The sequence below is a fragment of the Stenotrophomonas cyclobalanopsidis genome (assembly GCF_008710035.1).
Lineage (GTDB): Bacteria > Pseudomonadota > Gammaproteobacteria > Xanthomonadales > Xanthomonadaceae > Stenotrophomonas > Stenotrophomonas cyclobalanopsidis.
In genome coordinates, this window is the sequence record NZ_VYKI01000019.1 from 46,005 (window position 1) to 70,429 (window position 24,425).

At 66.1% G+C, this 24,425-nt stretch carries 20 protein-coding genes; 10 read left to right on the forward strand and 10 right to left on the reverse strand.

Features of this window, described 5'->3' with window-relative positions:
* Positions 1-47 precede the first annotated feature (47 nt).
* The 4 genes from FJU31_RS14210 to prmB all read right to left on the reverse strand — a co-directional run bounded on the left by FJU31_RS14210 (position 48) and on the right by prmB (position 4,227).
* Positions 48-1,076: an aspartate-semialdehyde dehydrogenase gene (locus tag FJU31_RS14210; RefSeq protein ID WP_150455327.1), complete on the reverse strand. Its 1,029-nt coding sequence runs from the start codon at positions 1,074-1,076 to the stop codon at positions 48-50.
* A gap of 91 nt (positions 1,077-1,167) precedes the next feature.
* On the reverse strand, positions 1,168-2,205 hold the full coding sequence (locus FJU31_RS14215) for a 2-hydroxyacid dehydrogenase (protein WP_150455328.1): 1,038 nt from the start codon (positions 2,203-2,205) through the stop codon (positions 1,168-1,170).
* Entirely contained in the window at positions 2,198-3,301 is a 1,104-nt protein-coding gene (gene aroC, locus FJU31_RS14220; RefSeq protein WP_150455329.1) for a chorismate synthase, read from the reverse strand. Before aroC ends, FJU31_RS14215 begins: the two co-directional genes overlap by 8 nt.
* Entirely contained in the window at positions 3,298-4,227 is a 930-nt protein-coding gene (gene prmB / locus FJU31_RS14225) for a 50S ribosomal protein L3 N(5)-glutamine methyltransferase (RefSeq protein WP_150455330.1), read from the reverse strand. The genes aroC and prmB overlap by 4 nt, the downstream gene beginning before the upstream one ends.
* 122 nt (positions 4,228-4,349) lie before the next feature.
* Here prmB and FJU31_RS14230 point away from each other — a divergent pair, with 122 nt between their 5' ends.
* A complete protein-coding gene (locus FJU31_RS14230) occupies positions 4,350-5,000 on the forward strand; it encodes an SCO family protein (RefSeq protein ID WP_150455331.1) in 651 nt (216 codons plus the stop codon).
* A complete protein-coding gene (gene asd, locus FJU31_RS14235; protein ID WP_150455332.1) occupies positions 4,997-5,839 on the forward strand; it encodes an archaetidylserine decarboxylase in 843 nt (280 codons plus the stop codon). The genes FJU31_RS14230 and asd overlap by 4 nt, the downstream gene beginning before the upstream one ends.
* A 94-nt stretch (positions 5,840-5,933) precedes the next feature.
* Here the strand turns inward: asd and FJU31_RS14240 are convergent, their stop codons facing one another.
* Together FJU31_RS14240 and FJU31_RS14245 are read right to left on the reverse strand one after the other, a co-directional pair.
* The gene (locus tag FJU31_RS14240; RefSeq protein WP_150455333.1) at positions 5,934-6,281 is read right to left on the reverse strand and encodes a ribonuclease E inhibitor RraB; all 348 of its coding nucleotides are present in this window, start codon (positions 6,279-6,281) and stop codon (positions 5,934-5,936) included.
* A gap of 18 nt (positions 6,282-6,299) precedes the next feature.
* Complete coding sequence (locus FJU31_RS14245; RefSeq protein WP_150455334.1) at positions 6,300-7,907, reverse strand: transglycosylase SLT domain-containing protein; 1,608 nt, start codon at positions 7,905-7,907, stop codon at positions 6,300-6,302.
* Between the two features lie 123 nt (positions 7,908-8,030).
* Between FJU31_RS14245 and FJU31_RS14250 the strand changes: the two genes are divergently transcribed.
* Positions 8,031-9,536, forward strand: coding sequence for a helicase HerA-like domain-containing protein (locus tag FJU31_RS14250; RefSeq protein WP_150455335.1), 1,506 nt, complete (start codon positions 8,031-8,033; stop codon positions 9,534-9,536).
* A 51-nt stretch (positions 9,537-9,587) separates the two neighbouring features.
* The gene (gene greB / locus FJU31_RS14255) at positions 9,588-10,094 is read left to right on the forward strand and encodes a transcription elongation factor GreB (RefSeq protein ID WP_079222642.1); all 507 of its coding nucleotides are present in this window, start codon (positions 9,588-9,590) and stop codon (positions 10,092-10,094) included.
* 85 nt (positions 10,095-10,179) lie between these two features.
* Here the strand turns inward: greB and FJU31_RS14260 are convergent, their stop codons facing one another.
* Positions 10,180-11,001 (reverse strand): DUF3025 domain-containing protein, encoded by an 822-nt coding sequence (locus tag FJU31_RS14260; protein ID WP_150455336.1) that lies wholly within the window; start codon positions 10,999-11,001, stop codon positions 10,180-10,182.
* Positions 10,998-12,359, reverse strand: a complete 1,362-nt coding sequence (rimO, locus tag FJU31_RS14265; protein WP_108769489.1) for a 30S ribosomal protein S12 methylthiotransferase RimO — start codon at positions 12,357-12,359, stop codon at positions 10,998-11,000. The genes FJU31_RS14260 and rimO overlap by 4 nt, the downstream gene beginning before the upstream one ends.
* 205 nt (positions 12,360-12,564) lie before the next feature.
* On the opposite strand from rimO, the gene FJU31_RS14270 reads away from it, so the two are divergent.
* The 3 genes from FJU31_RS14270 to FJU31_RS19310 are packed head-to-tail and all read left to right on the forward strand — an operon-like array spanning position 12,565 to position 13,838.
* On the forward strand, positions 12,565-13,236 hold the full coding sequence (locus FJU31_RS14270) for a dienelactone hydrolase family protein (RefSeq protein WP_150455337.1): 672 nt from the start codon (positions 12,565-12,567) through the stop codon (positions 13,234-13,236).
* Entirely contained in the window at positions 13,233-13,655 is a 423-nt protein-coding gene (locus FJU31_RS14275) for an HIT domain-containing protein (RefSeq protein WP_108765801.1), read from the forward strand. The genes FJU31_RS14270 and FJU31_RS14275 overlap by 4 nt, the downstream gene beginning before the upstream one ends.
* A gap of 15 nt (positions 13,656-13,670) precedes the next feature.
* Positions 13,671-13,838, forward strand: a complete 168-nt coding sequence (locus FJU31_RS19310) for a LiaI-LiaF-like domain-containing protein (protein WP_165835665.1) — start codon at positions 13,671-13,673, stop codon at positions 13,836-13,838.
* 84 nt (positions 13,839-13,922) lie between these two features.
* On the opposite strand, the gene dcd is transcribed toward FJU31_RS19310, so the two are convergent.
* Positions 13,923-14,495, reverse strand: a complete 573-nt coding sequence (dcd, locus tag FJU31_RS14280) for a dCTP deaminase (protein ID WP_079222647.1) — start codon at positions 14,493-14,495, stop codon at positions 13,923-13,925.
* 79 nt (positions 14,496-14,574) lie between these two features.
* Positions 14,575-15,429, reverse strand: coding sequence for an iron-sulfur cluster carrier protein ApbC (gene apbC, locus FJU31_RS14285; RefSeq protein ID WP_150455338.1), 855 nt, complete (start codon positions 15,427-15,429; stop codon positions 14,575-14,577).
* Positions 15,430-15,786: 357 nt separating this feature from the next.
* Between apbC and FJU31_RS14290 the strand changes: the two genes are divergently transcribed.
* The 3 genes from FJU31_RS14290 (at position 15,787) to FJU31_RS14300 (ending at position 24,234) form a co-directional block, all read left to right on the forward strand.
* Positions 15,787-18,591, forward strand: a complete 2,805-nt coding sequence (locus FJU31_RS14290) for a TonB-dependent receptor domain-containing protein (protein WP_150455339.1) — start codon at positions 15,787-15,789, stop codon at positions 18,589-18,591.
* Between the two features lie 409 nt (positions 18,592-19,000).
* Positions 19,001-21,928, forward strand: a complete 2,928-nt coding sequence (locus tag FJU31_RS14295) for a TonB-dependent receptor domain-containing protein (RefSeq protein WP_246161356.1) — start codon at positions 19,001-19,003, stop codon at positions 21,926-21,928.
* Positions 21,929-22,128: 200 nt separating this feature from the next.
* Positions 22,129-24,234 (forward strand): M13 family metallopeptidase, encoded by a 2,106-nt coding sequence (locus FJU31_RS14300; protein WP_150455341.1) that lies wholly within the window; start codon positions 22,129-22,131, stop codon positions 24,232-24,234.
* Positions 24,235-24,425: the final 191 nt, after the last annotated feature.

A 24,425-nucleotide genomic window follows, 5' to 3' on the forward strand; every position in this document is an offset into this window, starting at 1 on the left:
GAAGGACAGACGCGGTCGAGCATGGCTCGACTCTACGGAAGCTGGGATCAGCGCTGTTCGGCGGCCACCAGCTCGGCCAGCTGCACGGCATTCAGTGCCGCGCCCTTGCGCACGTTGTCCGAGACGATCCACAGGTTCAGGCCGCGCGGGTGCGACAGGTCTTCGCGGATGCGACCGACGTACACCGCATCGGTGCCCGAGGCGTGGGTGACCGGGGTCGGGTAGCCACCGGCTTCATGGCGGTCCACCACTTCCACGCCCGGCGACTGTTCCAGCAGCGCGCGCGCTTCGGCCACGGTCACCTTGTCGCGGGTTTCGATCGCCACCGATTCGGAGTGGCCGTAGAACACCGGCACGCGCACGGCGGTCGGGTTCACCAGGATGCTGTCGTCGCCGAGGATCTTGCGGGTTTCCCAGACCAGCTTCATTTCTTCCTTGGTGAAGCCGTTGTCCTGGAAGTCGTCGATGTGCGGGATCAGGTTGAAGGCGATCTGCACCGGGAAGCGCTGCGGATCGATCTCCTGGAAGCTCAGCAGCTGGCCGGTCTGCTTGCCCAGCTCTTCCATCGCCGAACGGCCGCCGCCGGACACCGACTGGTAGGTGGACACGTTGATGCGCTCGATGCCGTACTTGCGGTGCAGCGGCGCCAGCGCCACCAGCATCTGCATGGTCGAGCAGTTCGGGTTTGCGATGATGCCGCGCGGACGGTTGCCGACCTGGTCCGGGTTGACCTCGGACACCACCAGCGGCACGTCATCGTCGTAACGGAAGGCCGAGGAGTTGTCGATCACCACCGCACCGGCGGCGGCGAACTTCGGCGCGTATTCCTTGGACACGCTGCCACCGGCCGAGAACAGGGCGATTTCCACGCCGCTGGGGTCGAAGGTGGCGAGGTCCTGGATCTTCACCTTCTGGCCTTCGAACTCGACTTCGCCGCCGGCCGAGCGCTCGGAAGCGAGCAGGCTCAGGGTACCGACCGGGAAGTTGCGCTCGGCCAGGATGGCCAGCATGGTTTCGCCGACGGCGCCGGTGGCACCGACGATGGCGACGTGGACGCTGCGTTGTGCATTGCTCATGGGGGAACTCTCACGAAAACGGGAAGGGGGAAAACTCACGCACGACAGCTGGGTTCGGGGAACCTCCTCAGGCGGGGCGCGCAGAGGTTCCCTATCGTTTCCCGGTTTTTTTACCCAGCACGGCACGCGCGGCGAGGGCCGCGTCGGCGTTGATCGCGCTCGGCATGCGCGCCGCTTCGCCAGCCAGGCCGAGGCCGGCCAGCAGGTTGTCCACGGCCAGCTGCACCATGGCGGTACGGGTGCCCAGCGAGGCGCTGCCGATATGCGGAGTCAGCACCACGTTGCGCAGCGCCAGCAGTTCCGGGCGCACCTTCGGTTCGCCTTCGTAGACATCCAGGCCGGCGGCGGCCAGGCGGCCATGGGCCAGCGCTTCGGCCAGTGCCAGCTCGTCGACGATGCCGCCGCGGGCGATGTTCACCAGGGTGGCCGACGGCTTCATCTTCGCCAGCGCGGCCGCATCGATGATGTGGTGCGAGCCCGGGGTGTAGGGCAGCACGGTGACCAGGTGGTCGGACTGCGCCAGCAGCGTGTCCAGGTCCACGTAGGTGGCACCCAGTGCGGCTTCGGTCTCGGCCGGCAGGCGCGAACGGTTGTGGTACAGCACCTTCATGCCGAAACCGAGCGCGCCACGGCCGGCAATGCCCTGGCCGATGCGGCCCATGCCGAGGATGCCCAGCGTGCTGCCGTGGATGTCGGCACCGAGCATGGTCTGGAACGACCACTGCCCCCACTGCCCTTCACGCAGCCAGCGCTCGGATTCGGTGATGCGGCGCGCGGTGGCCATCAGCAGGGCGAAACCGAGGTCGGCCGTGGTCTCGGTGAGCACGTCCGGGGTGTTGCTGGCGAGGATGCCGGCCGCGCTCAGCGCGTCGACATCCAGATTGTTGTAGCCGACGCCGACGTTGGCGATCACCTGCAGCTGCGTGGCCTCGGCCACCTGGGCCGCGCCAATGCGCTCGTTGAGGGTGATGATCGCGCCGTCGACCGAGGCCAGGCGCTCGGCGATCTGCTGCGGCGACCAGGCGGTGACGGAGTCGGTGGCCAGCAGCTGCACGCGATCGCGCAGCGGCGCGATGGCCGCGTCGATCAACGGCTGGCTCACCCACACCGTCGGCCGGGTATCAGCCATCGATCTGCCCGGGAATGCGCGGGGTGATGGTGCCGACGTCACCACACTGGGCGCGGTGGCGCAGGGCCTGATCCATCAGCACCAGCGCCATCATCGCCTCGGCGATGGGGGTGGCGCGGATGCCGACGCACGGGTCGTGGCGGCCGGTGGTGACCACTTCGATCACGTTGCCCTCGGTATCCAGCGACGGGCCCGGCAGGCGCAGGCTGGAGGTCGGCTTGAGGACGATGGACGCGACCACCGGCTGGCCGGTGGAAATGCCACCGAGAATGCCGCCGGCATGGTTGCTGGCGAAGCCCTGCGGGGTCAGCAGGTCACGATGTTCGGTGCCCGTCTGCGCGGCACTGGCGAAACCATCGCCGATCTCCACACCCTTCACAGCATTGATGCTCATCAGCGCGGCGGCGAGGTCGCCGTCGAGCTTGCCGTAGATCGGCTCGCCCCAGCCCGGCGGCACGTTGTCGGCCACCACGTCCACGCGCGCACCGACCGAATCACCGGACTTGCGCAGCGCATCCATGTACGCCTCCAGCTCGGGCACCTGTTCGGCGTGCGGCCAGAAGAACGGGTTGTCTTCCACCGCCGACCAGTCGAAGCCGGCCGGACGGATCTCGCCCAGCTGCGACAGGTAGCCGCGCACGGTCACGCCGAAGCGCTCGGCCAGCCACTTCTTGGCGACCACGCCGGCGGCCACGCGCATGGTGGTCTCGCGAGCCGAGGAACGGCCGCCACCGCGCGGGTCGCGGATGCCGTACTTGTGCCAGTAGCTGTAGTCGGCGTGGCCCGGCCGGAACTGCTGGCCGATGTTCGCGTAATCCTTGCTGCGCTGGTCGGTGTTGCGGATCAGCAGCGCGATCGGGGTGCCGGTGGTCAGGCCCTCGTACACGCCGGACAGGATCTCGACCTCATCGGCCTCGCGGCGCGCCGAGGTGTGCCGGCTCTTGCCGGTGGCGCGACGCTGCAGGTCGTGGGCGAATTCGGCCGCGTCCAGCGCCAGCCCCGGCGGGCAACCGTCGATCACGCAGCCGATGGCCGGCCCGTGCGACTCGCCGAACGTGGTGACGGTGAACAGCTTGCCGAACGAATTGGAGCTCACGGGCGCTGCGCCGCCAGTTCGGTGATGCGTGCGCTGTGGGCGATCAGCTCGCGGCATTCGACCGCGAAGATGCCCATCTGGCCGACCTTGAATTCAACCCATGCGAAATCGACTTCCGGCAGCAGCTTGATCAGGTGCTGCTCGGAGTCACCCACTTCGCAGATCAGCAGGCCGTCCTCGCTCAGGTGCAGCGGGGCGTCGCGCAGGATCTTCAGCACCAGGTCCAACCCGTCGTCGCCGGCGCGCAGGCCCATTTCCGGCTCGTAGGAGTATTCCTGCGGCAGGGCATCGGTCTCGTCGTTGGTGACGTACGGCGGGTTGGTGACGATCAGGTCGTAGTGGCGACCGGTCAGGCCGTTGAACAGGTCCGACTTCAGCAGGGTCACGTTGTGCGCCTGCAGGCGTTCCTTGTTCTCTTCGGCCAGCGACAGCGCGTCATCGCTCAGGTCGACGCCGTCCACTTCCCAGTTCGGGTAGTAGTGGCCCATGGCGATGGCGATGCAGCCCGAACCGGTGCACAGGTCCAGCGCACGGCTGACGTCGCGGCCTGCCAGCCACGGCTCGAAGCCGCACTCGATCAGCTCGGCGATCGGCGAACGCGGCACCAGGGCGCGCGAATCGCTCTTGAAGCTGAGGCCGGCGAACCAGGCTTCACCGCTCAGGTAGGCGGCCGGGACGCGCTCGTCGATGCGGCGCTGGAACAGTTCCAGCACGCGGACCTTCTCGGCCTGCAGCAGGCGGGCCTGGCCGTAGGCCGGGCCGAGGTCGTGCGGCAGGTGCAGGCTGTGCAGCACCAGCTGGGTGGCCTCGTCCAGGGCGTTGTCGTAGCTGTGCCCGAAGGTCAGCCCGGCTTCGTTGAAACGGCTGGTGCCGTAGCGGATCAGGTCGATGATCGTGTGGAGTTCGGCGGCCGTTTCAGCGGTCATGGCGGTACTGCGGGCAAAGTGGCCCACGATTATAGAGGCTGGCGCCCGCGGCGGCATCCGTTGCGACGGAAACGATCAGGCTGCAGCCGGTATGATGGGGATTACTTCCTGCGGGGGCTCCCATGTTCAATCGCAACGTCGGCATCATCCTGCTGATCGCCCTGGCGGCGGGCCTGGGCCTGCTGGCCGCGCAGCAGGTGTTCGCGCCGAAGCCGCCGGCCAAGCAGCCGGCCACCGAAGCGATCACCCTGTACCCGCACACCCGCGAGCTGCCCGATTTCAACCTGGCCCAGTCCGACGGCACCCGGCTCATCCCCGGTGAACTGAAGGGCCACTGGACCCTGGTGTTCCTCGGTTTCACCTTCTGCCCGGACGTCTGCCCGACCACCCTGGCCGAGCTGGCCGGCGCGCAGAAGCAGTGGGAAGCCCTGCCCGACACGCTGCGCCCGCGCGTGCTGTTCGTTTCAGTGGACCCGGACCGTGACAACGCCACCCGCCTGGGCGAGTACGTGCACGGCTTCCACAAGGACACCCTGGCCGCCACCGCCGACATTCCCTCGCTGGAGCGCTTCGCCACTTCACTGGGCTTCGTGTTCCAGAAGGTGCCGGGCAAGCATTTCGACGAGAATCCCGAGGATTACACCGTCGAGCACTCGGCCAGCCTGGCCGTGCTCGACCCGCAGGGCCGCCTTGCCGGCCTGGTGCGGCCCCCGTTCAACGCGCCGGCCATCGCCCGCGACCTGCAGAAGCTGACCGAGAAATCCGCCCCATGAGCCTGATCACCGCCCTGACGTACGCCCTGCCCCACCGCCTGCTGTCCTCGATGGCGCGCTCGCTGGCGTACTCGGACGACCCGCGCGTGTCGCGCTGGCTGATCGACACCGTCACCCGCAAGTTCAACGTCAATCTGGACGAAGCGGCCAATCCGGACCCGCGCAGCTACCCGACCTTCAACCAGTTCTTCACCCGCGCGCTGAAGCCGGGCGCGCGCGTGGCCGATGCCGATCCGCGCAGCCTGGTGATGCCGGCCGACGGCCGCATCAGCCAGCTGGGCAAGATCGAGGCCGGCCGCATCTTCCAGGCCAAGGGCCAGTCCTTCACCGCCGCCGAGCTGCTGGGCAGCGAAGAGGACGCCAAGCCGTACAACGACGGCCTGTATGCCACGGTGTACCTGTCCCCGCGTGACTACCACCGCGTGCACATGCCGTGGACCGGCACCCTGCGCGAGACCGTGCACGTGCCGGGCCGCCTGTTCAGCGTCGGCCCGGCTGCGGTGAACGGCGTGCCGCGCCTGTTCGCCCGCAACGAGCGCCTGGTCTGCCATTTCGATACCAGCTTCGGCCCGATGGCCAGCGTGATGGTCGGCGCGCTGCTGGTGTCCGGCGTGGAAACGGTGTGGAGCGGCGAAGAGATTCCGCATTATGGCGACCGCATCACCCGCAAGGATTACCGCGGCCAGGGCATCAGGCTGGAGCGTTTCGCCGAAATGGCGCGCTTCAACTACGGCTCGACCGTGATCGTGCTGCTGCCGCCGGGCGTGGCCGAGTTCGCCCCGCATCTGGATGCCGAGCACCCTGTGCAACTCGGTCAGGCGTTGGCAAAGCTGCGCTGAGGAAGCGCCAATACCGGGTCTGTAGAGCCGAGCCCATGCTCGGCTGCCGGGAAAAACAGCCGAGCATGGGCTCGGCTCTGCAGAAAGCGGTGCGTTATTGCAGGGTCGGGGCCGGGCCGACGTCGACGCCGTCGTAGTCTTCCACGCCGGTCTGGCTGGCCAGGGCGGCCAGTTCCTGGTTGCGCAGGTCCAGCGAGGCTTCGTCGTGGATCTCCACGCGTTCCACGTGCAGCACGTGGAAGGGCGCATCGCCCTCCTCCGGCTCCTGTTCGAACAGCTCCACCACCGCATAGCCCTGGGCTTCCAGGGTGGCCGCCAGCGCCTGCAGGCGGTCCGGGGTGGAATGCACGAAGTAGTAGCCCCACAGCAGGGGCGTGGCGAGATCCCAGTCGGTGTTCTCGCGCAGGTTGGCGAACAGATCGCGGGTTGCTTCCAGGTCCATGGCTCTCTTCCGGTTCGGTTACTTGTCGCAGCCCTGCAGCTTCAGCACCTGGCCGGGGCGCAGGCTGTAGCTGGGGGCCTTCAGGCCGTTGGCGCGCGCCAGGGTCGGCACGGCGCACTGGAACTTCGCCGCGATGCGGCCAAGGGTATCGCCCTTGCCGACCTTGTAGGTCTTGGCAGGCTTGGCCTTGGGCGCCGCCGGGCGCGGTGCGGCAACCGGCGCGGTCGGTGCGGTCGGCACCGTGGCGCTGGCGTTCGGGTCGGCCAGCGGCACCACGCCGCCCACGGCCACGCTGCCGGTGTAGCTGGCGGCGGTCGGGCGCACGATGGCCGCGTTCAGATCGGCGGTGATCAGGGTACGGGCCAGGTCCGCGCGCGGGCCGCTGACGCAGTTGCGCTGGTACAGGCCGGCGATGCGGGTGGTGGCGTTGATCAGCGTGCCGGCCGGAATCCAGCCATCGGCTTCATAGCGCGGGTTGAGGTTGCGCAGCGCGCGCATGTAGCCGTCACGCGTGCCGTGGCTGCCCAGGCAGATGGTCAGCTCGTAGATGGTGGTCGACTTGGCCAGGCGCAGGGTGGCCGGCTGCGCACTGATCTTCGGGAACTCCACGCCGTACTGCTGCGGGTGCAGGAAGATCCACGCCGCGGCGATCACCATCGGCACGTAGTCCTTGGTCTCGCCGGGGAACTGGTTGTAGACGCTGTCGGTCCAGAAGCTCTGCCCGCCGCTTTGCTTGAACACGCGCGCGGCGCGGCCTTCACCGCCGTTGTAGGCGGCCACCGACAGTTCCACGTTGTTGTTCAGTTCGCGCAGGCGCTCGTTGAGGTAGCTGGCGCTGGCTTCGGCGGCGCTGCGCGCGTCGAAGCGGGTATCGAAGCCGGTGCCGTCCGGGCCCAGGCCGAAACGGCGGCCGGTGGCCGGCATGAACTGCATCAAGCCAGCCGCACCGGCGCGCGAAGAGGCATGCACGCGGCCATTGGATTCCTTGGCCATGATGCCGAACAGCAGCGCCTCGGGCAGGCCGCGCTTTTCCCACTCGGGCCACATCACCGCGCGCAGGTTCTGGTAGTTCTCGTAGCTGGTCAACAGCGCCGGACGCATGTCAGTCAGCCAGCGGCGGATGCCCGCCTGCACGGCCGGGTTGTACTCGACCATGTTGTCAAAGGCATGGCGCTTGTCATTGAGCAGGGCCGCGGCGCGGGCGGCCTCGGGCACGTCGGCGGTCAGCGGGCCCACGTGGTCGGGGTCGGCCTCAAGGCGGTCACCGCCCTCTTCGGCCACGTCGTCGCTGGCGGCCGCGTCGGCATCACGCTTCAGCAGGCGCTTGTAGGTGACCAGCATGTTGCTCATCTGGCAGCCCTTCTGCTTCACGCATTCGCTGATGACATCTTCCATGTCCTCCAGCGCCGCGTCGGCTTCGTTGCTGCCCTTGGGGTCGGCATTGGCGACCAGAAGCAGGGCATCGCTGTAGCGTTTCTCGGCGGTGGCCATGCGCTGCTGCAGCGCATCGGCCTTGGCCTGGTCCCGTGCCGAAACACGCTGCGCATGGGCGTCGGGCGCCAGGGATACCAGGCCGGCAAGCGCCAGCAGCGGCCAACCACGGGAAATCAGGACAGGAACGGGCATTGGTGGCACTGTGTGCGAAACAGGCAGGCAGAGTAGCGGTGCCGCCGAGGTCGGGGCAACCCGGCCGTCGGCCCGCCACCGTCGGCGGTTAACATTGGGCGCATTCACCACAAGGGCTGGACCATGGATCCGATTCTGCTCGGCAAAGGCATCACCGACGATGTGGCTGTCACCCTGCTGCCGAAACTCGGCAACCGCCATGGCCTGGTGGCCGGGGCCACCGGCACCGGCAAGACCGTGACCCTGATGACCCTGGCCGAGGGCTTCTCGCGGCTGGGCGTGCCGGTGTTCCTGGCCGATGTGAAGGGCGATGTGTCCGGCCTGGCCGTACCCGGCACCGGTGCCGATGCCCTGCTGCAGCGCGCCGCCCAGATCGGCGTGGCCGACTACGCCCCGGCCGCCAGCCCCACCGTGTTCTGGGATCTGTACGGCAAGCTCGGCCACCCTGTGCGCACCACCATCAGCGAGATGGGCCCGACCCTGCTGGCGCGCATCCTGGAATTGAACGACACCCAGGCCGGCGTGCTCGACATCGTCTTCAAGCTGGCCGACGACCGCGGCCTGCTGCTGCTGGACATGGATGACCTGCGCGCCCTGCTCGGCCTGGTGGCCGAGGAGCGCAAGGACATCTCCACCGAGTACGGGCTGGTCAGCGCGCAGTCGATCGCCGCCATCCAGCGCGCGGTGCTGCGCCTGGCCCAGGACGGCGGCGAAGGCTTCTTCGGCGAACCGGCGGTGGAACTGGCCGACCTCATGCGGGTCAACCACGACGGCCGCGGCGTGGTCGGCATCCTCGCCGCCGACCAGCTGGTGCTCAAGCCCAGGCTCTACTCCACCTTCCTGCTGTGGCTGTTGTCGGAACTGTTCGAGCAGCTGCCTGAAGTGGGCGACCTGGAAAAACCCAAGCTGGTCTTCATCTTCGACGAGGCCCACCTGCTGTTCGACGACGCGCCGGCCTCGCTGGTGCAGCGCATCGAGCAGGTGGTGCGGCTGATCCGCTCCAAGGGCGTGGGCGTGTACTTCTGCTCGCAGTTCCCCGACGACGTGCCGGGCAACATCCTCGGCCAGCTCGGCAACCGCGTGCAGCACGCGCTGCGCGCCTTCACCCCGCGCGACCAGAAGGCGGTGAAGACCGCCGCCGAGACCTTCGTACCGAACCCGAAGCTGGACGTGGCCAAGGTGCTCAGCCAGCTCGGCACCGGCGAGGCACTGGTCTCCACGCTGCAGGACAAGGGCGTGCCGATGCCGGTGCAGCAGACGATGATCGCCCCGCCGCGCTGCCGGATGGGGCCGATCACCGAGGCCGAGCGCGCACAGGTACGTGCGGGCAGCCCGGTCGGCACCCGTTACGACACCGCGGTGAACCGCGAATCGGCAGCCGAACTACTGGCCCAGCGCGCGCAGAAGGCCACCGAGAAGGCCGCAGCCCCGGCCGCCCGCAGCCGCGAACAGGATGATGCACAGGAAGGCGGCTTCGGCCAGTCGATCAAGGATGCGATTTTCGGCACCAAGCGCCGCCAGGGCATGATCGAAACCATGGCCAAGCAGACCACACGCACCGTCGGCACCAAGCTGGGCAACCAGATCGTGCGTGGCATCCTCGGCAGCATCTTCGGCGGCAAGCGCTGATCTGCTACTGCCCCGCTCCCCATTTGTCATCCAGAAAAGAAGTCGTACCGCATGTCCCGCTGGCGTCCCCCCGCAGAAAAAAGTACTGCCCTGATCACTGCCGCCGGCCACGCCCGGCTGAAAGCCGAACTGGATGACCTGTGGCGCGTGCGCCGCCCGGAGGTGGTGAAGGCGCTGGCTGCCGCCGCCGCCGAGGGCGACCGCTCGGAGAATGCCGAGTACACCTACCGCAAGAAGCAGCTGGGCGAAATCGACCGCCGCGTGCGCTACCTGACCAAGCGCCTGGAATCGCTGCGCGTGGTCGACACCACGCCGACCGACCCGCAGGCAGTGTTCTTCGGGGCGTGGGTGGAGCTGGAGAACGTGGACAGTGGCGAAACCAGCCGCTACCGCATCGTCGGCCCGGACGAGACCGATGCAGGACTGGGCTGGATCAGCATCGACTCGCCGCTGGCGCGGGCGCTGCTGAAGAAGCGCATCGATGACGAGTTCGCGGTCGAGCTGCCCGGCGGGCAGTTCACGTTCGCGGTGATCGGGGTGGAATACGCGGCCCCGTAACGTCGACGGTCGGTCGACTGCGCCGCACTTGTAGAGCCGAGCCCATGCTCGGCTGCGGTACGGCCAGCCGAGCATGGGCTCGGCTCTACAAGAGCGGTAGGGGCGCGGGGTACTGGCGGCCGGCGCGCAGCGGGCGGAAGTACTCCGCGTTGCCGTAGAAGACGGCATCCTGCGCCTCATGCCAATCGGGGATACCGGCCAACGGCAGCGGCCGCAGCTGCAGCGGATCGCGCAGCACCCTGCCCTCGTCGATGGCTCGGCTGACCGTCTCGATGCAGCCCGCTTCACCATCGCCCTGCACCACCACGCATTTGCCGACCAGCAGCCGGCCCGGCAGCAGCGCCTGCTCCATCAGCGCATGGCCGAACACCGCCACCACAGCGATGCCACCGCCCTGCCAGTGCGAAGGAGCGAACAGCGCGCACCAGTCATGCGCATCCCAGGCGGCCAGCACGGCCGCATCGCGCACCTGCACGACCACGCCGGTCTCATCGAACTGGGTCAACGCGGCCTGTGCGCGGTTGCGCTGGCCGGGCGCCATCGCGGCAATGTGCCGACACTGCTGCAGATTGAGCGCACGCTTCAGCGGCAGCAGTGTGGCCCAGACCAACGCGTTGAACAGGTCGTGCCAGTTGTCCGCGCGGGTCGCGAGGCGGCCGCGGGCGATGCGGGTTTCATAGTGCAGGCCATCGGCCAGCAGCGCCGGATCCTGCTCGACCAGCTGCAGCCCAGGCAGGGCCAGCCGGGCATCGAGCGCGGCGATGGTCGGCCAACCCGGTCCCGCCAGCAGATCGGCAAAGCCGCGCACGCCATCGAACAGCGGATGCTCGAACACCCGCGCATCGACCGCCGCACGCAGCGGCGGGATGAAACGACGAGGGCCGCCGGCGGCCGTCGCTGCGGTCACAGCACCTTGAGGTCGAACGCCGGACGCGTGGCACTGGCCAGTGCGTCGCCGTACAGGTCGTGCTCGTCGCTCTCGGTGATCTCCACGTCGACGAACTCGCCCACGCGCAGGGGCACCTGGTCGGCGTTCTGGATGTGCACCAGGCCGTCGATCTCCGGCGCATCGGCCTTGGAACGGGCCACCGCGATATCGCCTTCGATGGCATCGACCAGGCACTGCTGCACGGTGCCGATCTTGGCTTCCAGGCGCGCGGCGGAAATCTGCGCCTGCTTCTCCATGAAGCGGGCCAGGCGTTCCTGCTTCACTTCTTCCGGCACGGCGTCGGGCAGGTCGTTGGCGGTGGCACCCTCGACCGGCGAATAGGCGAACGCGCCCACGCGGTCCAGCTGTGCCTCGTCCAGGAACGACAACAGTTCTTCGAACTCGGCCTCGGTCTCGCCCGGGAAGCCGACGATGAAGGTCGAACGCACGGTGATGTCCGGGGCGATGCGGCGCCAGTTCTGCACGCGCTCGAGGGTCTTCTCGACCGCGCCGGGGCGCTTCATCAAGCGCAGGATGCGCGGGCTGGCGTGCTGGAACGGGATGTCCAGGTACGGCAGGATGCGGTTCTCCGCCATCAGCGGCACCACTTCGTCCACGTGCGGGTACGGGTAGACGTAGTGCATGCGCACCCAGGCATCGAGCTCGGACAGGCCTTCGCACAGCGCCTTCAGGCGGGTCTGGTAGGCCTTGTCGCGCCACATCTTCTCGGCGTACTTCACGTCCACGCCGTAGGCCGAGGTGTCCTGCGACACCACCAGCAGTTCACGCACGCCGCCGCGCACCAGGCGCTCGGCTTCGCGCAGCACCTCATCCACCGGGCGCGAAACCAGCTTGCCGCGCATCGACGGAATGATGCAGAAGCTGCACTTGTGGTTGCAGCCCTCGGAAATCTTCAGGTAGGCATAGTGGCGCGGGGTCAGCTTGATACCGTAGTCCGGCACCAGGTCCACGAACGGGTCGTGCTTGGGCGGCAGCGCTTCGTGCACCGCCTCCATCACGCTCTGGTAGTCCTGCGGGCCGGACACCGCCAGCACGTTCGGGTACGCCTCGCGGATCTGTTCCGGGCGCTTGCCCAGGCAGCCGGTGACGATGACCTTGCCGTTCTGGTTCATCGCCTCGCCGATGGCGTCCAGCGATTCGGTCACCGCCGAATCGATGAAGCCGCAGGTGTTGACCACCACCACGTCGGCCGAATCGTAGGACGGGACGATGTCATAACCTTCCGAGCGGAGCTGGGTCAGGATGCGCTCGGAATCGACAAGGGCCTTCGGGCAGCCAAGGCTGACGAAGCCGACTTTAGGGTTCAGCTGGGACATGGAAATCGCGGGACTCTGGGGGCCTGGGCCCCTGCCGGCATGGCAGGGGGTCCTGGGGGCCGGGGCCTGAAAGGGCGCCAGTATAACGGGGTTGGTGGCCGGGCTCTGAACGGCCAGCCGCCTGATCGGGCACAGCCGCTGACACGCCGCTAACCCGGCCAGCATCGACAATGCAGGCCTGTCCCCTGCAACGAGGTACCCGACGATGTCCGAATGGATCACCCTGGATACGCATCATGGCCCGGTCCGCGCCTGGCAGGTCCTGCCCGAGGGCAAGCCGCGCGCGGCGCTGGTGGTCATACAGGAAATCTTCGGGGTCAACGCGCACATGCGCGGGGTGGCCGAGCGCTTCGCCGCCGAAGGCTATGCCGTACTGGCACCATCGTTCTTCGACCTGGTCGATGGCCCGGAATCCGACCCTGATGCCCTGCCCTACAGCCCCGAGGGCGTTAAGGACGGCCTGGAACGGGTCGACACCCTGGGCATGGAGAAAGCGCTGGAAGTGGTCCGCGCCGCGGCGACGCGCTTGACCCACTACGGCAAGGTCGGCACCGTCGGCTACTGCTGGGGCGGCAGCGTGGCCCTGCTGGCGGCGATGCGCCTGGGCCTGCCCTCGGCCAGCTACTACGGCGGCCGCAACGTCAATTTCCTCGACGAAACGCCCAAGGCACCGGTGATCTTCCACTTCGGCGCCCAGGACAAGAGCATCCCGCCGGAAGCCGTGCAGGCCCACCGCGAAAAGCTGCCGCAGATGGCCACCTACGTCTATCCGGCCGACCACGCCTTCAACCGGGAGGTCGGACATGCGTATGATCCAGACAGCGCCGCCCTGGCGCTGCAACGCACCCTGGACTTCTTCACGGAGCATCTTGGATGAGCGATTTCGAACTGGATTCACGCTTGGCCACCGACAGCGTCCTGGTAGCAGAAGGCCCGTTGTCGCAAGTGCGGTTGATGAACGACGAACGATTCCCCTGGCTGGTGCTGGTGCCGCGCCTGGCCGGGATCACCGAATGGATCGAGCTGGACGGCGAGCAGCAGGACAAGCTGCGCACCGAACTCAACCGCGCCTGCAAGGCCCTGCACGGCACGGACGGGGTGGAAAAGATCAATATCGGCGCGCTGGGCAACATCGTGCGCCAGCTGCATTTCCACGTGATCGGCCGCCATGACGGCGATCCTGCCTGGCCGGGCCCGGTCTGGGGCAGTGGGCCGGCGCACCGCTACGAGCCGGCCGCACTGGACCAGCATGTCGCCTACTGGAAGGAACGGCTAGGATATCCGGCCCACCCCTGAGCCTTTGACGACCCGATGCGCTTCAATCTCGTCGCCGCCATCCTGCTGATCCTGATCGGCTTGTTCATGCTCGCCAGCAACCTGGGCTGGACGCACCTGAACCTGTCCAAGCTGTTCCTGACCTGGTGGCCGGTCGGCCTGGTCGGCGTCGGCATCGCGATGCTGTTCGGACGCGGCAAATAAGGGAGCGCCGGGCCATGCCCGGCGGATGCACCACGCGGCCCATACGAAAACGCCGGGCATGGCCCGGCGCTACCGATATGTTGATCAGGTGCGCGGCAGGGTTACGCCGGTCTGGCCCTGGTACTTGCCACCGCGGTCCTTGTACGAGGTCTCGCAGACGTCGTCGGCCGCCGCCTGGAAGAACAGCATCTGGGCCACGCCTTCGTTGGCGTAGATGCGCGCCGGCAGCGGCGTGGTGTTGCTGAATTCCAGGGTCACGTGGCCTTCCCACTCCGGTTCCAGCGGGGTCACGTTGACGATGATGCCGCAGCGGGCATAGGTACTCTTGCCCAGGCACACCACCAGGGTGTCGCGCGGGATGCGGAAGTACTCCACCGTGCGCGCCAGCGCGAAGCTGTTGGGCGGGATGATGCACTCATCGCCGACGATGTCCACGAAGCTGCCCGGATCGAAGTGCTTGGGGTCGACGATCGTGGAGTTGATGTTGGTGAACACCTTGAACTCGCGCGAGCAGCGCACGTCGTAACCATAGCTGGAGGTGCCGTAGCTGACGATGCGCTCGCCGTTGGCGTGCTTCACCTGCCCGGCCTCGAACGGCTCGATCATGCCGTGCTGCTCGGACATACGGCGGATCCAACGGTCACTCTTGATGCTCATGCTTTGTCCTGGGTGCGAGGGGGCGCGTGGATTCTAGCAGGGGGCCGGGCACGCACGCCGCAGCCCCGCGGGCCTGGCCTTACAACAGCGAGGACAGGATCTGGATCGAGGCACGCGGGCGCTTGCCCACCTCTTCCACCAGGCGCTCGGCGGCGCGGCGGTAGGCCAGGGCCGCGGTCGACTCGGGCTGGGCGACGGTGATCGGGCTGCCGGCGTCGCCCTGTTCGCGGATATCGATCTGCAGCGGCAGCGACCCCAGCAGCGGTACGCCGTACTGCGCGGCCATGCGCTCGCCACCGCCCTCGCCGAACAGGTGCTCGACATGGCCACAGTTGCAGCAGGTGTGCACGGCCATGTTCTCGACGATGCCCAGCACCGGCACCTCCACCTTCTCGAACATCCTCAGCGCCTTCTTCGCATCCAGCGTGGCGATGTCCTGCGGCGTGGTGACGATGACCGCCCCGGCAAGCGGAATCTTCTGCACCAGGGTCAGCTGGATGTCACCGGTACCCGGCGGCAGATCGATCAGCAGGTAGTCCAGGTCGTCCCACAGCGTGTCTTCGAACAGCTGGGTCAGGGCGGCGGTCGCCCGCGGCGCGCGCATGATCAGCGGGGTCTCGTCCTCCACCAGGTAGCCGATGGACATGGTGTCCACGCCGAATGCGCGCATCGGCTCGATGCTCTTGTTGTCCGGGCTTTCCGGGCGGCCGGAGAGGCCGAGCATGGCCGGCACGCTGGGACCGTAGATATCGGCGTCGAGCACGCCCACGCGCGCACCGAGCTGCTGCAGCGCCACGGCCAGGTTCACCGAGGTGGTGGACTTGCCCACGCCTCCCTTGCCCGATCCCACCGCGATCACGTTGCGGATGCGCGCATGCGGAGTCAGGCCCTTTTGGACCTGGCTGGCATGGGGACGGCGGGTCTGACTGTTCACTGCGGACTCCGAAGAGATCTGAATTGAGAGCCAGCCATCATACAAGCTGGGCCGGACCCGGCTTCCCGGCGGCGGCGGCCGCACGCTTGGCGCCATATACAAGCGATTGATATATATGCCTTTTATCGATGCAACAACAAAGTATTGCGCACCGCAACAAACTGACACACTTCCAAATAATCCGCTTAGTCATTGATTGATAAAACGTTTTCAAGATCTCCCTGCGGAACGGCTGTTACAGGACGTGTGGAGCTTGTTAAAGCCGTGTTACGTTCGAAATGAATGGAATGAAACTGAACCCGGCTTAAAAGCCACCATGGATGACACCGCCTTGATCTGTTTCGATGGGAATCCTTCATGCACAGCCCCCGCACTGCGTTTTCGCGTCACCCACTGACTCTTGCCCTGATCGGCACCCTGCTGGCCAGCGGCGCCGCCGCGGCACAGGACGGTGCCACCACCCAGCTGGACCGCGTGACGGTTACCGGCTCGCTGATCCCGCAGACCGAAATCGAGAACCACACGCCGGTCCTCACCGTCACTGCCGAAGACATTCAGACCCGCAGTTTCACCAGCGTGGCCGATGTTCTGCAGCAGTCCTCGCTGTCCACCGGCGGCCTGCAGGGCGGCCAGACCTCGGCCTCGTTCACCCAGGGCGCTGAAGCGGCTGGCATGTTCGGCCTCAGCCCGGGGTACACCAAGTACCTGATCAACGGCCGCCCGATGCTTTCGTATCCAGCGCTGTACAACGGCAGCGATACGTTCAACAACATCAGCGGCATTCCGATCGATATCGTCGAGCGCATCGAGATCCTGCCGGGCGGCCAGTCCTCGCTGTACGGTTCGGACGCCATTGCAGGCGTGGTCAACATCATCCTGAAAGAGCGCATTGACGGCGGCACGGTGAGCGTACGCGGCGGTGCTTACAGCGAAGGCGGTGGCAACAGCTTCCGCTTCAGCGCGGCGCGCGGCTTCAACTCCAAGGATGACCGCTTCAACGCGCTGGTGAATGTGCAGTACGAAAAGACCAGCCCGATCTGGGGTTATCAGCGTGACCCGACCAAGGTCAACAACCCCGATGGTTACAGCCCGCAGTACGTGTCCAACGATTTCCTGGTGCTGCTGCCGGCCAACGGTAATCGCTACGCAATGATGGATCCGGACCTATGCGCCGACGTGGCCGGCCAGTTCGGTGGCACCACCGTGCTGGGCACCCGCCCCACCGGCCAGGCCTGCGGCTCGGTCTACGGCACCGGCTACAAGACCATCAAGAACGGCAAGGAAAGCGGGCAGATCTACAGCTCGGCCACCTTCGATGTGACTGACAACTTCCAGCTGTTCGGCGACGCGCTGTACAGCCTGGAAGAAGTAAAGTACGCTACCGGTTCGAGCTACACCTGGTGGGGCACGTCCTCCGGCTGGGGCCGCTTCTACGACCAGGGCAGCGGCCAGTACATGAACCTGCAGCGCGTGTTCGCGCCGGAGGACATCGGCGGCGCAGGCTACCGCGACATCATGAACACCGACCGCAACAAGGCCTACCAGGTCACCCTGGGCGGCCGTGGCACGGCGGGCAACTGGGATTACAGCGCCAGCTTCACCCGTGGCGAGTACAAGCTCACCGAGCGCAACTTCGTGCGCTGGGCTGACCCGATCAACGACTACTTCGAAAACCGCGTGCTGGGCCCGGTGCTGGGCACTACCAGCACTGGCTACAACATCTACAGCCCGGAGTGGGATGCGTTCTACTCGCCGCTGCCGTCGGGCGATTTCCAGAGCTTCACCGGCTACACCTACAGCCAGAGCCGCACCTGGCAGAACCTGCTGCGCGCACAGGTCACCAACGGCTCGCTGTTCAGCCTGCCCGGCGGTGATGCCGGCTTTGCGGTGGTAATGGAAGGCGGCAGCGAAGGTTGGGATTACACCCCTGATGCCCGCTTGGTCGATGGCAGCGTGTGGGGCACCACGGCGGTGTCCGGCGCCGGCCATCGCAGCAATTACGCGGTGACCAGCGAACTGCGCATGCCGCTGCTCGACTCGCTGACCGTGACCGGCTCGGGTCGCTATGACGCCTTCAAGATCGGTGGCAACACCATCGATAAGGCCACCTACAGCGTGGGCCTGGAGTTCCGCCCGATCGAGAGCCTGCTGTTCCGCGGCAAGTACGGCACCGCCTTCCGCGCGCCGACCCTGTCCGACGCCTTCCAGGGCGAGAGCGGCTATTACGCCAACGGTTCGACCGACTACTACCGCTGCGGCCAGCTGGGCTTCAACCCGGCCGACACCACCGGCTGCCCGTACGACAGCGTGTCGGTGTTCGGCACCCAGTCCGGCAACCCGGACTTGGAACCGATCACCGCTGACGTCTGGAACGCGGGCGTGGTCTGGGCACCGATCAACAACCTGTCGGTTTCGCTGGACTACTACAACTGGAAGATCGAGAACGAGGTCAACACCCTCAGCTCCGACCAGCTGCTGCTGGCTGAGTACTACTGCCGCAACGGCCAGACCAACAACACCTCGGCCAGCTGCCAGAACGTGAGCGACTGGATCACCCGCGATGCATCGGGCGTGCTGGATGAGATCTACACGCCGAAGATGAACGTCGCCCGGCAGGACCTGCAGGCATTGACGGCCAGCTTCAAGTACGTGCAGGACGTCGGTCGCTTCGGCTCGCTACAGTTCTCGGGCAACTACACCAACATGCTCAAGCGCGAACTGCAGCCGCAGCCGGGCGACGAGTATCTGGACCTGCTGCGTGACCCGTACGCGATGTGGGTCTACGATTCCTACGCCAAAGTGCGCGCCGATGGCTCGATCGCCTGGGCCAAGGACAAGTGGACCACAACCCTGTATGCCAACTACATCGGCAAGACGCCTAACTACATGGCCTACGCGGGCAACGGCTACGACTACGTGCACAGCTCGGGCTACAAGGCCGGCAAGTGGGGCTCCTACACCACCTACAACCTGAGTGTGAACTACCGCGCGATGGACAACCTGACCCTGTCGCTGATGGTCAACAACGTGTTCAACAAACTGCCTGACAACCAGCGCTTCAGTTACGCCGGCACCAGTGGCCAGCCGTACAACAACTACCTGTACAGCGCCTACGGGCGTGCGATCTACGTGCAGGCCAAGTACGACTTCGGCGCGAAGTAAGCCACACCCACAACGCATTGACTGGAGACCCCGCTTCGGCGGGGTCTTTTTTTTCCTGACCGCAGATCCATCGGAGCGCAGGGCCCGTGATCCTGCGCATTGTTAAGCCAAAAACCCCATTCATCATCCACTCAGGCCGCCAGAAGTTGCAAAGGAAACTGAGACTAAAGCGCTGTATTTGTTGCAGTTTTTCTGTCGAAATGACTGATTTAGCAAACTCCCCTGACACAACCGTACATTTATCGTTAAGAGCGTGTTAGGTTCAAGTGACGTCAGGATGACGCATGAACATTTACAGAACGTCGGCAGGGAAGTCCGGCGTTTCACACTTCTTAGGGGGATTCACTTGATGACGCACCATCGCTTGCCCGGTCGCCACCCGCTGACCAATGCACTGCTGGCCGGCCTGATGTTCGCCGCTGCCGCACCCGTCCTGGCACAGGAAGCCAACTCGGGTTCCAACCCGGTCGATCTGGATCGCGTCAGCGTGACCGGCTCGCGTATTGCGCGCACCGGCTTCGTCACCCCGTCACCGGTAACGGCCATCACCGCCGAAGAAATCCGCGCCACCGGCGCGAACAACATCGGCGACCTGATGACCCGCATGCCGGCGCTGACCCCGAGCTACACGCTCGGCAACTCCACCCGCTTCATCGGTACCGCTGGCGTGGGCCTGCTGGACCTGCGCGGCATGGGCACCTCGCGGACACTGGTGCTGGTCAACGGCCGCCGCCACGTGGGTGCGACCTCCGGTTCGACCTCGGTGGACGTGAACACCATTCCGGTGGAATGGATCGAGCGCGTGGAAGTCATCACCGGTGGCGCCTCGGCCGTGTACGGCGCCGACGCCGTGGCCGGCGTGGTCAACTTCATCATGAAGAAGTCCTTCGACGGCGCGGAAATCCGTGGCCAGACCGGCATGGCCGATGAAGGCGGCTTCAACCGCTCGTTCGTCAGCGTGTCGGCCGGTACCGACTTCGCCGGTGGCCGCGGCAACGCTGCCATCGCACTGGAATACAGCAAGCAGGACCGCTTCGTGCGCACCGACCGTGCCATCGGCCGCGAGTACCTGGTCTCGGTTCCGAACCCGAACTACGACTCGTCCAAGCCGCCGAGCGAAAGCAACCCGCAGACCGTGCTGAGCGGCCCTGGCGGCAACCACTCGATCTCCTACGGCGGTACGTTCACCCTGGGTACCTTCAGTGCCACCAATCCGGCGACCTGGGGCAACCGCTACCAGTTCAATCCGGATGGCACGTTCCGCAAGCAGCGCTACGACGGCATCGTGGTCAGCAACAGCAGCTGCACCAACTGCGACTTCGCCGACCTGAACGCGGTGGCTGACCTGCAGCCGGAGTTCGATCGCAAGAGCGTGAACACGATCGTCAACTTCGATCTGACCGACAACCACCGCCTCTACTTCGAAGGCAAGTACACCGAGACGGAGTCCGACTTCCTGTCGCAGCCGTCGTTCGACACCAACATCCGCATCCAGCGCGACAACGCCTATGTGTCGCCGGAACTGCGTGCGCTGATGCTGGCCAACGGTGCCTCCTCGATCGTGCTGAACCGCTTCAACGTCGACGCCGGCCAGCGCGGCGAGCACGTGGAGCGCAACACCCAGCGCTTCGTGTTCGGCATGGAAGGCAACCTGAGCGAAAACTGGACCTACGACGTATACGGCAACTGGGGCCAGAGCGAGGTTAAGCGCTGGAACCTGAACAACCGTATCAACGAGCGCTGGCAGGCTGGCCTGGACGCCGTGATCGACCCGGCCACCGGCCAGGTTACCTGCCGCACCACCCTGAACCCGAACGCCATCAATCCGCACACCGGCCGCGTCTATTCCGCGTTCGGCCGTGACGGATGCGTTCCGTTCAGCGTGCTGGGCAATGGCCAAGTCACCCAGGCCGCACGCGACTGGATGAACGTCAATTCGTACAACTTCTCGCGCATCCAGCAGAGCGTGTTCAGCGCATCGGTTGCCAATGGCTCGCTGTTCAGCCTGCCGGCCGGTGACGTGGGCGTGGCCGGTGGCGTGGAATACCGCCGCGAGAAGAGCCGCGAAATCACCGATCCGCTGGCCGCACAGGGCCTGACCTTCCTCAACGCCATTCCCAACCGCGCCGGCAAGTACGACGTGCGCGAAGCGTTCGTGGAAACCACCGTGCCGCTGCTGGCCGACATCCCGGGTATCTACAACCTGACCATGGATGCCGCCGGTCGCTGGTCCGACTACAGCAGCATCGGCAAGACCACCACCTGGAAGGTCGGCCTGGACTGGACCATCATCCCGTCCCTGCGTGCCCGCGGCACCCTGTCGCAGGCCGTGCGTGCACCGAGCATCGGTGAACTGTACAACCCGCAGAGCGAGAACTTCGCCAGCGTCGCCGACCCCTGCAACTATCTGGTGACCAACAGCAATCGTCCGTCCACCGCCAAGGACCCGGCGCTGCGCCAGGCCAACTGCTCGGCGCTGGGCATTCCGGTGGGTTGGGTCGACACCTACACCGCCACCCGCCCCGGCGTGAGCGGCGGCAACCCGAACCTGAAACCCGAGCGCGCTCGCAGCTTCACCTACGGCCTGGTGTGGCAGCCGGAGTTCCTGGAAGGGTTCGGCATGTCGATCGACTACTGGAACATCAACCTGAAGGACGCCATCGGTGCGGTCACCGCGCAGACCAACGCGACCCGCTGCGTCGATTCGCCGGGGGGCGTGGGCAACGCCTTCTGTGACCAGATCGTGCGTGCGCCGGCCGGTGGCTTCACCGACGCGCAGGGCCGTGTGTTCCCGGAATACTCGATCACCCGCTGGACCGCGCTGAACGAGAACCTGGCCCGCTCGCGCCGCATCGGTGTCGACCTGGAAATGGACTACCGCTTCAAGCTGGCCGGTGGCGATACCGTGGTGCGCTTCGTCGGCACCCGTCTGCTGCAGTCCCGCGAATGGGCCTTCCAGGACTTCCCGGATGAATACACCGAGTACGTCACCTACGTGACCGATCCGCGTTGGCGCGCCCAGTTGCAGACCAAATACTCGCTGGGCCAGTGGCGTGCGTCGTGGGACATGACCTACGTGGACGGCAACCTGCGCGTGACCCCGGACAGCTACAACAGCAACCCGGGTTCGCAGAGCCCGATCCGCAACGGTTCCTACGTGTACAACAACTTCCAGTTCGGCTATCGCTTCCCGGGCGACAAGATCGACGTGTACCTGGGCATCGACAACGCCTTCGACAAGGATCCGCCGGTGAACTATTTCGGTTCGGACGTGGGTTCGGCGCTGTACGACAACGTGGGCCGCTACTTCTACATGGGCGCCTCGTACAAGTTCTGATAGCGCTTCAAGGCAGTACCCGGGAAGGGCGGCGTAAGCCGCCCTTTCCTTTTCCGTATCTGGCGGTCCGGCCAACGGCTGGAGGGTTTGCAATCGGCCATGACCTTCGACACCCTTGCATGACGGGCCGGCGGCGTATCGTTCGGCCCACGGCCGTCCTGCGGCCCTTCCCTGACTCACTCGGCCTGGAGGCCATACAAGTGACCCGTACTCCCAAGATCGTGCTGCTGACCCTGGCCGTTTCGGCCGTGCTGGTCGGCTGCGGCAAGACCGATACCCCGGCAAAGGATGCCGCCGCCTCCACGCCGGCCGCCACTGACCAGGCCACCACCTACAAGCTGGACGAAGCCAAGCTGCCGGCCTACAACGCCTTCCAGGCCAGCGACCTGGACAGCAATCTGGACGCCTGCGGCGCCTTCGGCGACTACGTCAACGGCAAGTGGCTGGCCGCCAATGAGATTCCGGGCGACCGCACCAGCTGGGGCGCCTTCACCATCCTCGACGAGCGTTCGGTAGCGGCGCAGCACCAGCTGGCCGAGCAGGTTGCCCAGGTCAAGAACCCGAACCACATCGAGAAGATCGTCGGCGACCTGTGGGCCACTGGCATGGACGAGGCCAAGATCAACGCCCAGGGCATCGAGCCGCTGAAGGCCGACCTGGCCGCCATCGACGGCCTGCAGGACAAGGCCGCCATCGCCGATTACCTGCGCACCAGCGCCGCCAAGGGTGAAAACATCCTGTTCGGCTTCGGCGCCGAAGCGGACTTCAAGAACTCGGCCATGAACATGGCCTACGCCAGCCAGGGCGGCCTGGGCCTGCCGGACACCACTTACTACACCGACGCCAAGAATGCCGACAAGCTGAAGGCCTACCAGGCGCACGTCGCCAAGGTGCTGGAACTGTCGGGCGTGGCCGCTGCCGACGCCGCCAAGCAGGCCGAGGACGTGGTCAAGTTCGAGACCCGCCTCGCCAAGGCCTCCAAGTCGCGCGTGGAACTGTCGCGCAACGTCGAGCTGTTCTACAACCCGCTCACCCTGGCTGACGCCGACAAGCTGACCCCGAACTTCAGCTGGACCGAGTTCTTCAAGTCGCAGGGCGTTGCCGCACCGGAGAAGTTCTCGCTGGCCATGCCGGCCTTCCACGAGGAAGTGAGCAAGGCCCTGGGTGACACCGATCCGTCGGTCTGGCGCGCCTACCTGCGCTTCCACACCGTTGATGGCGCCTCGCCGTACCTGGACGACGCCTTCGTGCAGGAGAACTACGAGTTCTACGGCAAGACCCTCAATGGCCAGAAGGAACAGAAGCCGCGCTGGAAGCGCGTGCTGGGCACCATCGAGAATGATGCCGGCGAAGCCTTCGGCCAGCTGTACGTGAAGGTCGCCTTCTCGCCGGAAGCCAAGGCGAAGATGGAAGAACTGGTGAAGAACCTGGCCGCGTCGCTGAAGGAACGCATCCAGGGTCTGAGCTGGATGAGCGACGAGACCAAGGCCAAGGCCATCGCCAAGTGGGAGACCTTCACCCCGAAGATCGGTTACCCGGACAAGTGGCGTGACTGGGCCGGCCTGCAGACCCAGCGCGACAGCTACCTGGGCAACGTGCGCGCGGCCAACGAGTTCAACTACAAGTTCAACCTGTCCAAGGTCGGCAAGCCGGTGGACAAGACCGAGTGGGGCATGACCCCGCAGACGGTCAATGCCTACTACAACCCGCTGCAGAACGAGATCGTGTTCCCGGCCGCCATCCTGCAGCCGCCGTTCTTCGACCCGAAGGCCGACGACGCCCTGAACTACGGCGGCATCGGCGCAGTGATCGGCCACGAAATGACCCACGGTTACGACGACCAGGGCGCACGCTTCGGGCCGACCGGCAACCTGGAAGACTGGTGGACCCCGGCTGACAAGAAGAATTTCGAAGGCCTGACCGGCAAGCTGGTCAGGCAGTTCGACCAGTACAAGGTCGACGGCCAGGCAGTGAATGGCCACCTGACCCTGGGCGAGAACATCGCCGACCTGGGTGGCCTGGCCACCGCCTACGACGCCCTGCAGAAGGCCACCGCCGGCAAGGAAGATCCGAAGGTCGACGGCTTCACCCGCGACCAGCGCTTCTTCTTCAACTGGGCCACCGTGTGGCGCACCAAGTACACCGCGGAAAACGCCAAGGTCCGCCTGGCCACCGACCCGCACGCCCCGGCGCAGTTCCGCGCCATGGGTGCGCCGTCGAACCTGCCGACCTTCGCCGCTGCGTTCCAGTGCAAGGCCGGCTCGCCGATGGCCCGCACCGGCGACCAGCAGGTGGTGATCTGGTAAGCCGGGGCTGACGCCAAGGTAGACCTGCAAAGGCCCGGGATTTCCCGGGCCTTTGTGTTTGCATTGACCCGTCCTGAATTGGGTTGACACCTTTTCCCTCTGGAAAAGGAATGTTCAATGAAATCAACAATCAGGCGCAGCCAACGCGATTACTCGCTGGCCTTCAAATTGTCGGTGGTCGACCAGGTCGA